Origin of the sequence: Nocardiopsis ansamitocini (assembly GCF_030268225.1) — a bacterium.
Taxonomy (GTDB): domain Bacteria; phylum Actinomycetota; class Actinomycetes; order Streptosporangiales; family Streptosporangiaceae; genus Nocardiopsis_D; species Nocardiopsis_D ansamitocini.
Genome location: NZ_BSQG01000001.1, coordinates 271978 through 286487 on the forward strand (window position 1 = coordinate 271978; position 14510 = coordinate 286487).

General features: G+C 68.5%; 12 protein-coding genes and 1 tRNA gene. 4 read left to right on the forward strand and 9 right to left on the reverse strand.

The window, feature by feature from the left end:
• Positions 1-15: 15 nt before the first annotated feature.
• The 4 genes from coaE to polA all read right to left on the reverse strand — a co-directional run bounded on the left by coaE (position 16) and on the right by polA (position 5823).
• Complete coding sequence (coaE, locus tag QSJ59_RS01225; RefSeq protein WP_285756773.1) at positions 16-618, reverse strand: dephospho-CoA kinase; 603 nt, start codon at positions 616-618, stop codon at positions 16-18.
• Positions 619-711: 93 nt separating this feature from the next.
• Positions 712-2214 carry a 30S ribosomal protein S1 gene (gene rpsA / locus QSJ59_RS01230; protein WP_285756774.1) on the reverse strand — a complete coding sequence of 501 codons (1503 nt, stop codon included), beginning with the start codon at positions 2212-2214 and terminating at the stop codon, positions 712-714.
• A gap of 392 nt (positions 2215-2606) precedes the next feature.
• Positions 2607-3023, reverse strand: coding sequence for an alternative ribosome rescue aminoacyl-tRNA hydrolase ArfB (gene arfB, locus QSJ59_RS01235; RefSeq protein ID WP_285756775.1), 417 nt, complete (start codon positions 3021-3023; stop codon positions 2607-2609).
• A 46-nt stretch (positions 3024-3069) separates the two neighbouring features.
• Positions 3070-5823 carry a DNA polymerase I gene (polA, locus tag QSJ59_RS01240; protein ID WP_285756776.1) on the reverse strand — a complete coding sequence of 918 codons (2754 nt, stop codon included), beginning with the start codon at positions 5821-5823 and terminating at the stop codon, positions 3070-3072.
• Positions 5824-5918: 95 nt separating this feature from the next.
• On the opposite strand from polA, the gene QSJ59_RS01245 reads away from it, so the two are divergent.
• The 3 genes from QSJ59_RS01245 to QSJ59_RS01255 all read left to right on the forward strand — a co-directional run bounded on the left by QSJ59_RS01245 (position 5919) and on the right by QSJ59_RS01255 (position 8742).
• Entirely contained in the window at positions 5919-6344 is a 426-nt protein-coding gene (locus QSJ59_RS01245; protein ID WP_285756777.1) for a PaaI family thioesterase, read from the forward strand.
• A gap of 51 nt (positions 6345-6395) precedes the next feature.
• Positions 6396-7175, forward strand: a complete 780-nt coding sequence (locus QSJ59_RS01250) for a DUF554 domain-containing protein (protein ID WP_285756778.1) — start codon at positions 6396-6398, stop codon at positions 7173-7175.
• Positions 7176-7506: 331 nt separating this feature from the next.
• Complete coding sequence (locus tag QSJ59_RS01255) at positions 7507-8742, forward strand: ABC transporter substrate-binding protein (RefSeq protein WP_285756779.1); 1236 nt, start codon at positions 7507-7509, stop codon at positions 8740-8742.
• A gap of 543 nt (positions 8743-9285) precedes the next feature.
• Here QSJ59_RS01255 and QSJ59_RS01260 read toward each other — a convergent pair.
• The 5 genes from QSJ59_RS01260 to QSJ59_RS01280 all read right to left on the reverse strand — a co-directional run bounded on the left by QSJ59_RS01260 (position 9286) and on the right by QSJ59_RS01280 (position 14237).
• On the reverse strand, positions 9286-10113 hold the full coding sequence (locus tag QSJ59_RS01260; RefSeq protein ID WP_285756780.1) for an ABC transporter ATP-binding protein: 828 nt from the start codon (positions 10111-10113) through the stop codon (positions 9286-9288).
• Positions 10110-10982, reverse strand: coding sequence for an ABC transporter ATP-binding protein (locus tag QSJ59_RS01265; RefSeq protein ID WP_285756781.1), 873 nt, complete (start codon positions 10980-10982; stop codon positions 10110-10112). Before QSJ59_RS01265 ends, QSJ59_RS01260 begins: the two co-directional genes overlap by 4 nt.
• Entirely contained in the window at positions 10972-11958 is a 987-nt protein-coding gene (locus QSJ59_RS01270; RefSeq protein WP_285756782.1) for a branched-chain amino acid ABC transporter permease, read from the reverse strand. Before QSJ59_RS01270 ends, QSJ59_RS01265 begins: the two co-directional genes overlap by 11 nt.
• A gap of 10 nt (positions 11959-11968) precedes the next feature.
• The gene (locus tag QSJ59_RS01275) at positions 11969-13366 is read right to left on the reverse strand and encodes a branched-chain amino acid ABC transporter permease (protein WP_285756783.1); all 1398 of its coding nucleotides are present in this window, start codon (positions 13364-13366) and stop codon (positions 11969-11971) included.
• A 307-nt stretch (positions 13367-13673) separates the two neighbouring features.
• On the reverse strand, positions 13674-14237 hold the full coding sequence (locus QSJ59_RS01280) for an ANTAR domain-containing response regulator (protein WP_285757837.1): 564 nt from the start codon (positions 14235-14237) through the stop codon (positions 13674-13676).
• 161 nt (positions 14238-14398) lie between these two features.
• On the opposite strand from QSJ59_RS01280, the gene QSJ59_RS01285 reads away from it, so the two are divergent.
• Positions 14399-14475 (forward strand) — tRNA-Leu (locus QSJ59_RS01285).
• Positions 14476-14510 lie beyond the last annotated feature (35 nt).

Here is a 14510-nt window from a genome sequence, read left to right on the forward strand (position 1 = left end):
CCGCGGGCCGGCCGGTCAGTCGCGGACGGCTCGGCGCTCCAGGTCGGCCCACAGTTCGGCGACCCGTGTGTCCAGGTCGGCCACGGTACCGGAGTTGTTCACCACGACGTCGGCCGCCGCGCGGCGCTCCTCGCGGGTGGCCTGGGCGTCGATCCGCGCGCGGGCCTGTTCCTCGGACATCCCCCGGGTGGCCGCCAGGCGTTCCACCTGGGTCCGGGCCGGGACGTCCACCACGACCACCACGTCGTACATCCCGACGAGCCCGTTCTCCACAAGCAGCGGCACGTCGTAGACCACGACGGCGTCGGGGTCGGCGGCAGCCATCAGCTCCTGGGAGCGCCGCCCCACCCGGGGGTGCACGATGGCGTTGAGCGCGGCGAGCCGGTCGGCGTCGGCGAACACGATGTCCCCGAGACGGGGCCGGTCCAGCTTTCCCTCCGGGGTGAGGACGGCTTCCCCGAACTCCGCGACGATCTCGGAAAGGGCAGGGGTGCCCGGCTCCACGACCTCGCGCGCGATCCGGTCCGCGTCGATCACGACCGCTCCGCGCTCGGCCAATCGCGCGGCCACCGCGCTCTTGCCCGACCCGATTCCCCCGGTGAGTCCCACTTTCAGCATGGGGGTGATCCTATGCGAGCAAAGGGCCGCCCCCGGCCGAAGCCGGGGGCGGCCCCCTACATGTGCTTGCGGATCACCCGCACGCGGTTGCGACTAGCTGTCGCCGGCACCGCCGGCGAGCTTCTCGCGCAGTGCGGCCAGCGCCTCGTCGGAGGCCAGGGCCCCACCGGTGCTCGCACCGTTGGACGAGGACGACGCCGAGCTGGAGCCGCCGGCCGGAGCCTGCTCGCTCTCGAACGGAGCCTCGACGGCTGCCTCGGCCTCGGCGGCCTGGGCCTCCTCGACCTGCTTGCGGTGCGCCTCGAAGCGGGACTGCGCGAGGGCGTACTCGCCCTCCCACTGGTCGCGCTGGGCCTCGAAGCCCTCCAGCCACTCGCCGCTCTCGGAGTCGAAGCCCTCGGGGTACTTGTAGTTCCCCTGCTCGTCGTACTCCGCGGCCATGCCGTAGAGGGTCGGGTCGAACTCGGTCTGGTCCGGCGTGACGCTCTCGTTGGCCTGCTTCAGCGAGAGGCTGATCCGGCGACGGTCGAGGTCGATGTCGATGATCTTGACGAAGATCTCGGTGCCGACCTGGACGACCTGCTCGGGGATCTCCACGTGGCGCTCGGCCAGCTCGGAGATGTGGACCAGGCCCTCGATGCCCTCCTCGACACGGACGAACGCACCGAAGGGCACCAGCTTGGTGACCTTGCCCGGGACGACCTGACCGATCTGGTGGGTGCGGGCGAACTGCTGCCACGGGTCTTCCTGGGTCGCCTTCAGCGACAGGGAGACGCGCTCGCGCTCCATGTCCACGTCCAGGACCTCGACCGTGACCTCCTGGCCGACCTCGACAACCTCGCTGGGGTGGTCGATGTGCTTCCAGGACAGCTCGGAGACGTGCACCAGGCCGTCGACGCCGCCCAGGTCCACGAACGCACCGAAGTTGACGATCGAGGAGACCACACCCTTGCGGATCTGGCCCTTCTGGAGGGTGTTGAGGAAGGTCTGGCGGACCTCCGACTGGGTCTGCTCGAGCCAGGCACGGCGGGACAGGACCACGTTGTTGCGGTTCTTGTCCAGCTCGATGATCTTGGCTTCGAGCTCACGGCCCACGTAGGGCTGGAGGTCGCGGACCCGACGCATCTCGACCAGGGACGCGGGCAGGAAGCCGCGCAGGCCGATGTCGAGGATGAGACCACCCTTGACGACCTCGATGACGGTGCCGGTGACGACGCCGTCCTCTTCCTTGATCTTCTCGATCGTGCCCCAGGCGCGCTCGTACTGCGCGCGCTTCTTGGACAGGATGAGGCGGCCTTCCTTGTCCTCCTTCTGGAGGACGAGGGCCTCAACGTGGTCGCCGACGGCGACAACCTCGCCGGGGTCGACGTCGTGCTTGATCGACAACTCGCGCGAGGGAATGACACCCTCGGTCTTGTAGCCGATGTCGAGCAAGACCTCGTCTCGATCGACCTTAACGATGGTGCCTTCAACGATGTCTCCGTCGTTGAAGTACTTGATGGTCTCGTCGATCGCGGCGAGGAAGGCTTCCTCTGAACCGATGTCGTTGACCGCTACCTGCGGGGTGGTCGAGGTGGCCTCGGTGCTGCTCGTCATGTGTGGGTGGACTCCGGATGCGGACATGGATAGAAGTTGGGCACGCTGTGAGAACACACGGATTCGGATTCGGCTGGTACGGCTGGGCGATACGGCGGCTTCGCGCTTAAGCGCCCCCATAACCCAGCGACCACGGATGCCGACCGACTCGGTTTCCGACCACGGAGAAAACGTGCACTCCGCGTCCGGAACTTTGGCATGCGAATCCACAACGCTCCGACCAGACTATGAGACAGACGCTTCTTGGTCAATCGGGAGCGACCACACAGGCGGGACTTTTGGGTCTTTAGTCGGTTTTTGCGGCAAGTGGCACAGACCTGGAGCCTGGCGGGCCTTGACCCCGCCAGAGGCAACATGCTATGCCACGATCACGGGTCTGGCCAGGACCGGGGCTAATCGTCCTGGGGGCGCGCACGAGAACGTTTGACGTCGGATCGGCGACGCTTGCCCTGGAGCCGGCGCTCCTTGGCGCCCCGGCTGGGCTTGGTCGCCCGACGCGCGCGGGCCGGGGGCGCGGCCGCCTCGGTGAGCAGCGCGGCCATCCGCTCCCGGGCCAGTTCACGATTGCGCTGCTGGGACCGCGAGTCCTGCGCGGTCACGGTGAGCACCCCCGAAACCAGCCGGGACGCCAGCCGGTCGAGGGCGCGCTCGCGCTGGGCGTCGGTCAACACGACGGTGGCGGTGACGTCCACGGACAGCGCCACCCGGGTGTCGGAGGTGTTGACGTGCTGGCCGCCTGGCCCCGAGGACCGGGAGAAACGCCACATCAGCTCGTCCTCGCGCAATCGCACCGAATGCGGGCTCGCCATGGCTGTTCCTCCCTTTCCTCGACGAGGACCGCCCGGACGGGGCGGCTCAGTGTGCGGCGTCGTGCCAGTTGGCCCCGACCCCCACCGAGACGGCGAGGGGCACACGCAGATCATAGGCTTCGGCCATCTTGCGCGAAACCAGTTTTCGGACCGGCTCCAGCTCGTCCTCCGTGACCTCCAGGACGAGTTCGTCATGGACCTGGAGCAGCAGACGGGACGTGTGGCCCGCCTCTTCCAGCGCCCGCTGCACGTCCAGCATCGCGACCTTGATGATGTCGGCGGCCGACCCCTGGATGGGGGCGTTGAGCGCCATACGCTCGGCCATGTCCCGGCGCTGGCGGTTGTCGCTGCTGAGATCGGGCAGGTAGCGGCGGCGCCCCAGCATGGTGGCGGTGTAGCCGTCGCGGCGGGCCTGGTCCACGACCGCTTCCAGGTAATCCCGGACCTTGCCGAACTGGGCGAAGAAGTCCTCCATGAGGACCCGCGCCTCCTTGGGCGTGATCCCCAGCTGCTGGGACAGTCCGTAGTCGCTGAGGCCGTAGGCCAGCCCGTAGTTCATCGCCTTGATCTTGGCGCGCGCCTCCCCCGCCACCTCGTCCACGGGCAGCTTGAAGACCCGGGCGGCGATCTCGGCGTGGAAGTCGTGGCCGGTCTGGAACGCCTCGATGAGCGCCTCGTCACCGGACAGGTGCGCCATGATGCGCAACTCGATCTGGCTGTAGTCGGCGGTGAGCAGGAAGTCATAGCCCTCCCCCACGACGAAGGCGCGCCGGATACGGCGCCCGGCGTCGGTGCGCACGGGGATGTTCTGCAGGTTGGGCTCGGTGGAGCTGAGGCGCCCGGTGGCCGCCACCGTCTGGTTGTAGGTGGTGTGGATGCGGCCGTCGTCGGCAATGGTCTTGATCAGGCCGTCGACGGTGGTGCGCAGCCGGGTCTGGTCGCGGTGGCGCAGCAGGATGACCGGCAGTTCGTTGTCGGTCTGGGCGGCCAGCCACGCGAGGGCGTCGGCGTCGGTGGTGTAACCGGTCTTGATCTTCTTGGTCTTGGGCAGCCCCAGTTCGTCGAAGAGGATCTGCTGCAACTGCTTGGGCGAGCCCAGGTTGAACTCACGGCCCACGACCCGGTGGGCCTCCTCCACCGCTTGGCGCACCGCCGCCGCGAACTCCTCCGCCAGCCCGTCGAGGTAACCGCGGTCGGCGGCGATACCGGTGCGCTCCATCCGCGCCAGGACCGCGGCGAGCGGCAGTTCGATGTCGTGGAGCAGGAGGGTGGCACCGCGCTTGGCGAGGTCGGCGTCCAGGGCCAGTGCCAGGTCGAGGGTGGCGCGGGCGCGCACCGCCAGGGCTGTGCGCGCGGCCTCGTCCTCGTCCTCGGCGTCGTCGGCGATGTCCAGGGTCAGCTGGGCCTGGGCCGGGGTCTCGTCGGCGAGTTCCCTGCCCAGGTAGCGGGTGCAGAGGTCGGCGAGATCGAAGTTGCGGCGCCCCGGCAGTGCGAGATACCCGGCGACGGCGGTGTCGGAGTCGAGCCCGGCCAGTTCCCACCCACGGGACCACAGCGCCAGCATGGGCCCCTTCGCGTCGTGCAGGGCCTTGGGACGTTCGGGGTCGGCCAGCCACGCGGTGAGCGCGGCCTCGTCGGCGGGGTCCAGGACGGCGGGGTCGACGAAGGCGGCGGCCCCCGCGGGGACCGCGATGGCCAGGCCGGTGACGTCGCCGCCGCCGTGCCCCCAGGACCCGGCCACGGCCAGGCCCGCCCGGGCGTTGGTCGCCGCGTGGGCGGCCAGCCAACCGGCGAGCTCGCCGGTGCCGGGCACCGCGAGTTCGACGGTGAAGCCCTCGGCGGGGGCCTCCTGCGCCTTCTCGTCGGCGTCGTCGGTACCCAGCACCGCGAACAGCCGGTCGCGCAGGGTGGAGGCGAACTCCAGCGTGTCGAACAGGGTGTTGACGCCTTCGCGGTCCCAGCCGTCGATGGTCATGTCGGTGACGCCGGCATCGATGGGCGTCTCGGTGTCGAGCTTGTTGAGCTGCTGGTTGCGCAGCACGTCGGAGAGGTGGTCGCGGAAGTTCTGCCCCGCCTTGCCGGTGATCTCGTCGGCGTGCGCCACGATCTCTTCCAACGAGCCGTACTTGGCGATCCACTTGGCGGCCGTCTTGGGGCCCACGCCCGGGACGCCGGGCAGGTTGTCGGCCTTCTCCCCCACCAGCGCGGCGAGGTCGCGGTAGCGCTCGGGCGCGACCGCGTACTTAGCCTCGACGGCCTCGGGGGTCATCCGGGTGAGGTCGGAGAGGCTCTTGCCGGGGTAGAGGACCGTGCAGTCCTCGGTGACCAGCTGGAAGGCGTCGCGGTCGCCGGAGGCGATGAGCACCTCCATGCCGGCGGCACCGCCCTGGACCGCGAGGGTGGCGATGACGTCGTCGGCCTCATAGGTGGCGACCGAGACGCTGGTGACGCCGATGAGGCCCATCAGCTCCTGGAGCAGGCCGATCTGGCCGTGGAACTCTTGCGGGGTCTCCGAACGTCCGGCCTTGTACTCCCCGTACGCCTCGTGGCGGAAGGTTGGCTCGGAACGGTCCCAGGCGACGGCGATGTGCGTGGGGCGCTCGTCACGCAGCAGCTTGATCAGCATCGAGGTGAAGCCGTAGACGGCGTTGGTGGACTGCCCCGCGCCGTTGACGAACTTGTCGGCGGGAAGCGCGAAGAACGCGCGAAACGCCATGGAATGACCGTCCAACAAGAGCAGGCGCGAGCGTTCCTGCCGGGGGGACGGTGTCTGGTCGGGGGTCGCCTGTGTCTTCACCACAGGGAGAATCCTAGGATGCCCGGAGGACATTTTCGCGATGCGCGCCAACCAGCGCCCCCTATCGCCCCTCTTGTCCCCGGCGAGGAAGGACTCAGATGGCTCTGGACACCGAGGAACTGCGTGAGATCATGGGCGACTCCGCCTACGGGGGCTCCCTCGGCGAGCGGATGGGCCTGGAGTTCCTGGAGGCGTCCGTCGAACGCGTGGTGGGACGCATGCCGGTCAAGGGCAACACCCAGCCCTATGGCATCCTGCACGGCGGGGCCTCCTGCGTCCTGGCCGAGACCCTGGGGTCCGTCGGGTCGGCGATCCACGCCGGCAAGGGCCGTATCGCGGTGGGCATCGAGATCAACGCGACCCACCACCGCAGCGCCTCCGAGGGGCACATCACCGGGGTCGCCACCCCGGTGCACCTGGGCCGCACCCTCGCCACCTGGGACATCGAGATCACCGACGACAGCGGCAAGCGGGTGTGCACCTCACGCCTGACCTGCATGGTGCGTGACGCTCCCGGAGCCTGACCGGCTCCGCCCCGACCACCCGCACCATGAAGAAAGAAGAAAGAGGACCGGATGCCAGGGGTGGGGACCCTCATCAACGTCGTCGCGATCGTTCTCGGCGGTGGCCTGGGAATGCTGCTGGGCGCCCGGCTGCCCGAACGCACCCGGTCGGTCGTGACCGACGCGCTGGGCCTGGTGATCCTGCTGGTCGCTGCGCTCAGCGCGGCGGAGATCCTGTCCCCGGCGCTGGTCGGCGCGGTGGGGTCGGCCGCGCCGACCCTGATTGTGCTGGCCTCCCTGCTGATCGGCGGGGTCGTCGGGTCCCTGCTCCGGATCGAGGACCGGCTGACCCGGCTCGGCGAGGTGCTGCGCACCCGCCTGGCACGCCAGCCGGTGGCCGCGCACGTCTCGGGAGCGGCGGAGCCGGCCGCCGGCCCGGCCGGGTCGGACCGCTTCGTCGAGGGTTTCGTGAGCTCGTCGCTGGTCTTCGTGGTCGGCCCCATGGCGATCCTGGGCGCCATCAGCGACGGCCTGGGAAACGGGATCGACCAGCTCGCGCTCAAGGCCGCCCTGGACGGTTTCGCCGCCATCGCCTTCGCGGCGGCGCTTGGCCTGGGAGTACTGGTGTCGGCCCTACCGGTGCTGCTGTACCAAGGGGCGTTCACCCTGGTGGGCGTCGCCCTGGGCACGTTCCTGCCCGATGCCCACATCGCGGCGCTCACCGCGACCGGCGGACTGCTCCTGGCCGGCGTGGCACTGCGCCTGATGCGCATCCGGGACTTCCCCGTCGCCGACCTGCTCCCCGCACTGTTCGTGGCTCCGGTCCTCACAGCGGTCGTCGCCCTGTTCTGACGGAGCCCGAACGGCGGTCCGGCGACAGGTGCCAATGGCAGCCAAATGTTTACCTTTGCGACCGACCGACCGCCGGGTGCTACGCCTCGCCATCCGAATGTCACGCTCTGCTGAACAAAACCGGCGGATGCGGCGGTTCGGTCGCTTCTCTGACTACAGAGAAGTAACAGCATGAACCCGACTCAGCCGCGACGCCTCAAGTGATCTTCCAGAGTCGCCGCCGCGCGGATTAAGCTCCGCTAACACTCCCGGTTAAGCAACACCTCATCCCCCGAGGTTGGGCCCGCCGGAGGCGAAGCGTGTCTCACGCCATTGAATTGGAGAGAACTGAATGCCTGCAAAGAAGGCCCTCGGCCTCACTTCCATGACCGCAGCCCTGGTCATGGGCCTGGCCGCCTGTAGCGGTGGCGGCAGCGGGGACGGCGGATCCGACGTCGAGCCGCTGCAGTTCGGCTACATCCTCCCCGAGACCGGTCCGCTGGCCTACCTCGGCCCCCCGCAGATCGCGGGCGCCAAGTTCGCGATCCAGGAGATCAACGAGGCCGGCGGCGTCCTGGGCGCCGAGCTCCCCGACATCCTCAGCGGTGACGAGGCCGGCGACGGTGCGATCGCCGCCGACGCCGCGGACCGCCTGCTCAACCAGAACGTCCACGCCATCCTGGGCGCCGCGTCGTCCGGCATGACGATGTCCTTCATCGACCGGGTCACCCAGGCCGAGGTCGTGCAGTGCTCCGGCGCCAACACCGCCCCCACCCTCAGCGACTACGACGACGGCGGGTACTTCTGGCGTACCGCGCCCAGCGACCTGCTGACCGGCCCCGTGCTGGCCAACGAGATCGTCGCCGACGGCGCCTCCTCCGTGGCCGTCATCTACCGCGCCGACGACTACGGCCAGGGCCTGGCCGAGGCCACCGCCACCGCCCTGGAAGAGGCCGGTGCGGAGGTCGTCGCCCAGGAGAGCTACGAGCCCCAGGCCACGAACTTCAGCTCCATCGTGCAGTCGGTCAGCGGCGAGGAGCCCGACGCGATCGCGCTGATCTCCTTCGACGAGGGCGTGCAGCTCATCACCAACTTCGTCGAGAACGGCTTCGGCGCCGACCAGATGTACAGCGCCGACGGCATGGCCAACAGCGAGCTGGGCTCCATGGTCGACACCGGCGACCCCGGCATCATCGACGGGTTCAAGGGCGCGACCCCCGGTGTCGACAACCAGGCCTTCAACGAGAAGCTGGCCGAGATGGACAGCTCGCTGAAGGACTACGTCTACGGCCCGCAGATCTACGACTGCGCGATGGTGGTCGCCCTGGCCGCCGAGGCCGCCGAGAGCACCGACCCGGCCGTCTTCGTCGAGCAGATGGCGGCCGTCACCACCGGCGAGACCAGCTGCTCCACCTTCGCCGAGTGCCGTGACATCCTCGCCGACGGCGGCACCATCGACTTCCAGGGCCAGAGCGGCCCGCTGGACTTCGACGAGAACGGCGACATCACCGTCGCCTCGTACCAGATCTACGGTTTCGAGGACGGCGGCGAGTTCAAGGCGCTGAGCTACACCGAGGCCGGAGCCTGATCCACGGGCCGGGTCCGCGCCTCGCGGGCCCGGCCACCGGCACCACCCGCGCTCCTGCCCCCACCGGGGGCAGGAGCGTTTTCGTGTGCCACGACCGGTGTCCCCGGAGGCAGTTCGCGGACACCGCAGCGGTGCCCGGACCGCCCGAGGCCGTGCTCCACGCACCGCACAGCACTCCACGTCCGACGCGACAGCGCACCCCCAGCCCCGCACCCGTTGCCCGCAACCGCACCCGTACCCGCACCGCCCGGGGCCGTGCTCCACGCACCGCACAGCACTCCACGTCCGACGCGACAGCGCACCCCCAGCCCCGCACCCGTTGCCCGCAACCGCACCCGTACCCGCACCGGCTTCGTCCTGTCCGTACGGGCGTCTCGCCCCCGAGGCCGGCCGCCCGGGCTCCACTCCCCCCGGGCTCACCACCGGATCGGCGCCCGGGACACGACCCACGGGTTCGGAAAGCCGTGCGGGACGCTCCGCGTACACCGAAACGGCCCGGCCGGGGATGTCCCCGGCCAGGCCGTTTCGGTGTACTGCCCCTGGTCAGCCCTTGGCGAGGGTGCCCAGGTAGAGCTCGATGACGTTGGGGTCGCCCAGAAGCTCGGCCCCGGTGCCGGTGTAGGCGTTGCGGCCCTGGTCGAGAACGTAACCGCGGTCGCAGATCTGCAGGCAGCGACGAGCGTTCTGCTCAACCATGATCACCGAGACACCGGTGGAGTTGATCTGCTTGACCCGCTGGAAGACCTCGTCCTGGTAGATGGGCGAGAGGCCGGCGGTGGGCTCGTCCAGCAGCAGCACCGACGGGTCCATCATCAACGCCCGGCCCATCGCGACCATCTGGCGCTCGCCGCCCGAGAGCGCACCGGCCTTCTGCTTGCGGCGCTTGGCCAGCAGCGGGAAGAGCTCGGACACGACCGCGAAGCGCTCGGCGAACTTCTTGGGCCGCAGGTAGGCGCCCATTTCCAGGTTCTCCTCGACGCTGAGCGTGGGGAACACGTTCTGCGTCTGGGCGACGTAGCCCACACCCTGCGAGACGAGCTCGTGGGCGGAGAGGTTAGCGATGCTCTTGCCCCGCAGCACCAGGGAGCCCGAGCGGACCGGGATCAAGCCGAAGATCGTCTTGATCAGCGTGGACTTGCCCGCGCCGTTGGGGCCGATGATCGCCACGACCTCGCCCTCGGTGAGGGTGAGCGTGCAGCCGTTGAGGATGTTGACCCCGGGGACGTACCCGGCGACCATCTCGTTGGCGACCAGGAGGTAGTCGTCGAAGTTCTCCACACCCTCGGAGTCCGCGTTCTGCAGGACCTCCTCGCGGTGCTCCTGGATCGCCGCGACTTCCTCGTCCGGGACCTCGGGGACGTCGGTGCTCATGACTCCTCCTCCGACCCGGCCGCCGCGGCCGGCTCGTCGTGCTGGGCGCCGAGGTAGGCGTCGACGACCTGCTTGTTGCTGCGGATGTCGGCGGGACGGCCCTCGGCGATCACCTGGCCCTGGGCCAGGACCACGATCCAGTCGCTGATCCCCATGATGACGTCCATGTCGTGCTCGACGAAGACCACGGAGACGCCGTCGTCGCGCAGGGCCGTGATGTGGCCGAGCAGCGACTGCACCAGTGCCGGGTTGACGCCGGCCATGGGCTCATCGACCATCAGCAGCGACGGGTTCACCATCAGCGCCCGGGCCATCTCCAGCAGCTTGCGCTGGCCGCCCGACAGGCTTCCGGCCATGTCGTCACGCTTGGCGATGAGCTTGAACCGCTCCAGCAGCGACTCCGCCTGGGCCAGGTTCGCCTTCTCCTGGGCCTTCCACCCCGGACGCCAGAACGCGCCGAGGAAACCCTCGCCGGTCTGTCCCGGGGCGGCCAGCAGCATGTTGTCCAGCACCGACAGTCGCGTCAGCGCCTTGGTCAGCTGGAAGGTCCGCACCATGCCCAGACGAGCCACCTGGTGCCCGCGCAGGCGCCGCAACTGGTGGTCGTTGAAGGACCACTGGCCCTCGTCGGGCTGGTCGAATCCGCTCAACAGGTTGAACAGCGTGGACTTGCCCGCGCCGTTGGGGCCGATCAGTGCGGTGATCGTGCCCCGTTGGACCTCAAGGTGGTCCACGTTGACCGCGGTGAGCCCGCCGAACCTGCGTTTGATGCCCGATGCCTTGAGGATCGGGTCGGGCTTGGCGACGCCCGGGACCGGCTCGGTACCGGCCAGGGGGTCGGCAGCGGCCCGCACTTCGTCACTTGACATTGACCAGCATCTCCTCACGCTTGCCGATGATCCCCTGCGGCCGGTAGATGATCAGCAGCAGCAGCGCCAGGCCGACGAAGGCGTGCCGCAGCGCGCCCACATCGGAGTTGCTCAGGAAGGGCAGGAGCCCTTCGGCAGCCGCCCCGCGCAGCAGTCCGTCGAAGATCGACAGCAGGAACCACATGATGATCGCGCCCAGGACCGGGCCGAAGGTGCGGCCCGCGCCGCCCAGCAGCAGCATCGCCCACAGGTAGAAGGTCACCTGCGGCATGAACAGCTCGGGGGTGACCGTCTGCTGGGCCAGCATCCACACACCGCCGGCCAGGGCGCCGAAGACGCCGCCCAGGACGAGGCTCTGCATCTTGTAGGCGAAGACGTTCTTCCCGAGGCTGCGCACCGCGTCCTCGTCCTCGCGGATGCCCTTGAGCACACGCCCCCAGGGGCTGTGCACGAGCATCCAGGAGATGGCGCAGGCGACCCCGACGAGGCCCCAGCCGACCACCATCACCCAGAGGGCCTGGTGGGTGAAGTTGACCCCGAGCAAGCCGTAACTGCCCCGCGGGAAGGGGTTCACGTCGTAGAACGAGCGCGCGAAACCCTGCAGTCCGTAGACACCGCCGGTGAGGGGCGCGGCGAACTGGGCCCGGTAGAGCAGCCGCAGGACCTCGGCGACCGCGATCGTACAGATGGAGAGATAGTCGGCTCGCAACCGCAGGGTGGGGATTCCCAGTAGCAGTGCGAGGACGACGGCGCAGAGAACGCCGACCAGGAACCCGACCGGGAGCGGCAGTCCGAACGTGTTGACGCTGATCGCGACGCCGTAGGCGCCCACCAGCATGAAGCCGACCTGGCCGAAGTTGAGCAGGCCGGTGTAACCGAAGTGCATGTTGAGCCCGATGGCGGCCAGGGCGTAGAAGGCCGCTGTCGGAGCGATCGCCGAGCGGAAGGCCTCGGCGAGGATTTGCAGCAAGTCCATTGTGCGTCTCCTAGCCGACCCGTTCCCGGCGGCCCAGGATTCCCTGAGGCCGGACCAACAAAACCACGATCATGATGCCGAGGGCCCACGCGTTCATCAGCTCCGTGGGGAACCACAGCGTCGAGAGCATGGCGACGAGACCGACGACGATGCCTCCGACCATGGCGCCGTACGCGGTGCCCAGGCCACCGAGGATGACCGCGGCGAACATGAGCAGCAGCAGGCGGAAGCCCATCTGCCAGTCCACGGTCTGGTTGAGGCCGTAGAGGACGCCGCCCAGTGCCGACAGCGCACCGCTGAGACCCCACACGTAGAGGGTGATGCGGTCGACGTTGATGCCCGAGGACTCCGCGAGGTCGCGGTTGTCCGACACGGCGCGCATCGCCTTGCCGATCCTGGTGTATTGCAGCATCACACCGACCAGGATCAGGACCAGGATCGCGATGCCCATGATGATGAGGTCGCGGGGGACGATCGAGACCGGCCCGATGTGGATGGGCTGCTGGATCTGGTACTCGTTGTAACGCATTCGGTTGGCGCCGAAGGCCACGGTGATGATGTGGCGGATCAGCAGCGCGAAGCCGATGGAGACGATGAACATCTGGATGAGGGCGACGTTGCGCTTGCGCAGCGGCTTCCAGATGAACCACTCCATCCCCAGTCCGAGGAGCGCCCCGGCGAGCACCGCGAGCACCGCGGCGATGATCAGGGGAATACCGCCGAAGATGGTTCCCGTGCTGAACATCAGGGCCATCATCGCGCCGAAGGTGACCATGTCGCCGTGGGCGAAGTTGGTCATCCTGGTGGTACCGAAGATGAGTGAGAGACCGATCGCCGAGATGGCGATGATGAGGCCGAAGATCAGGCCCGACACCGACAGCTGAAGCGCGGCGACCCCGAAGGGGGTTCCGGCGCTCACACCGGTCTCGGCGGCGGCACCGTCTGCGGAGTCGTCGACGGCACCGTCGTCGGCACCCGCGGCACCGTCGGTCTCCGCGCTCGGGCTCGGCTCCTCCGGGGCCTGGGTGGCCTCGGCCTCGGGGACGAGTCGGAAGAGGAGACGCGCCTCCTGGCCCTCGGTCACCGGTCGCAACGGAGCACGCTCATAGGCCTGCTCGTTGACGTCGACTCCGTCCGGAAGAGTCTCGGGGTCCAGGACGACGCGGTAGTCGCTGCCCGGCCCGGGTACCTCTACCCGCCACTCTCCGTCGGAGTCGGTGGAGTCCGAACCGATCTCCTCCTCGCCCTTGTAGGCGGTGAGGAGCACTCCCTCGACGGGGCTCTTGGCCGGGTCGGTGAGGGTGACGACCAGCGACTCACCCCCCGGGGTATCTGCTGAGGCCGCTCCCGGGACCGCCAGAATGACGGCGATCACGGCAAGCAGCAAGGTCACGAGGCGTTTGCGCACGTGCGCTCCCTTGCGCATCGATGTACCGGACCCGGGCGGAAGACGCACCGGAACCGGGCTATGGCTTGAGTGGGATGGCGTGAGTTTAGCCCGATTTAGGACGTCCATTCAGCATCGCTAAAGCCACGTGACCCAAACGTCACTGCTTCGTGCGCATCCGTGATGCAATCGATAACGGGAACGTGACCCCTGTTTTTGCAGCTCACCAGTTGCGGGGATGCCGGGGAGCACAAAACGGGGGCGCGCCGGGTGACGGCGCGCCCCCGCAGGATGTTTCGGGACGCGGTGGAGAAGAGACCGAAAAGGGTTACTTGCCGTCGAGGGTCTCCACGACGGTCTCGGCGACCTTGCGCATGGTCAGCCTGCGGTCCATCGAGTTCTTCTGGATCCAGCGGAACGCCTCGGGCTCGCTGAGCCCGTGCTTGCTCTGCAGCAGGCCCTTGGCCCGCTCCACCAGCTTGCGCGTCTCCAGGCGTTCGCCCAGACCGGTGACCTCCGCCTCCAGTGCCGATATCTCGGCGTAACGACTGACCGCCATCTCGATCGCGGGCACCAGATCGGCCTTGTTGAACGGTTTGACCAGGTAGGCCATCGCGCCGGCGTCACGGGCGCGTTCCACGAGATCGCGCTGGGAGAACGCGGTCAATATCACGACCGGCGCGATCCGCTCGCCGGCGATCCGCTCTGCGGCGGAGATGCCGTCCAGGATCGGCATCTTGATGTCAAGGATCACGAGGTCGGGCCGCAGCTCGCCGGCCAGTCTGACCGCGGTCTCCCCATCACCGGCCTCCCCCACGACGGCATAACCGTCCTCCTCAAGCATCTCCTTGAGGTCCAGTCGGATGAGGGCCTCGTCTTCCGCGATCACCACGCGGCTCTGCGTCTGCGTCACAGACAAGAGCGTACCGAGATCCGCTAGGATGGTCTGCACCAGGCAGGGAGTTCGCACTGCTTCCCGGGGCCCTTTTTGCACGAGACCGCTCCGGCCAATACAGTGGCAGCTTCCGCCAAGTCGGACAAAAATTAATAAATGCCCCGATATTCCAACCGGCAGAGAAAATGAGCTCAAACCTCATACAGTGTGGGTTCGAATCCCACTCGGGGCACCAGCACGACCAGAGAGCCATCCCATCCGGGTGGCTCT

What these genes read in the sequence shown, in the direction of transcription:
- QSJ59_RS01245 (WP_285756777.1), top strand. Translation starts at nt 5,919, where the DNA reads ATGGCTCTGGACACCGAGGAACTGCGTGAGATCATGGGCGACTCCGCC.
- QSJ59_RS01260 (WP_285756780.1), bottom strand. Translation starts at nt 10,113, where the DNA reads ATGAGCACCGACGTCCCCGAGGTCCCGGACGAGGAAGTCGCGGCGATC.
- rpsA (WP_285756774.1), bottom strand. Translation starts at nt 2,214, where the DNA reads ATGACGAGCAGCACCGAGGCCACCTCGACCACCCCGCAGGTAGCGGTC.
- QSJ59_RS01250 (WP_285756778.1), top strand. Translation starts at nt 6,396, where the DNA reads ATGCCAGGGGTGGGGACCCTCATCAACGTCGTCGCGATCGTTCTCGGC.
- QSJ59_RS01270 (WP_285756782.1), bottom strand. Translation starts at nt 11,958, where the DNA reads ATGGACTTGCTGCAAATCCTCGCCGAGGCCTTCCGCTCGGCGATCGCT.
- arfB (WP_285756775.1), bottom strand. Translation starts at nt 3,023, where the DNA reads ATGGCGAGCCCGCATTCGGTGCGATTGCGCGAGGACGAGCTGATGTGG.
- QSJ59_RS01255 (WP_285756779.1), top strand. Translation starts at nt 7,507, where the DNA reads ATGCCTGCAAAGAAGGCCCTCGGCCTCACTTCCATGACCGCAGCCCTG.
- coaE (WP_285756773.1), bottom strand. Translation starts at nt 618, where the DNA reads ATGCTGAAAGTGGGACTCACCGGGGGAATCGGGTCGGGCAAGAGCGCG.
- QSJ59_RS01265 (WP_285756781.1), bottom strand. Translation starts at nt 10,982, where the DNA reads ATGTCAAGTGACGAAGTGCGGGCCGCTGCCGACCCCCTGGCCGGTACC.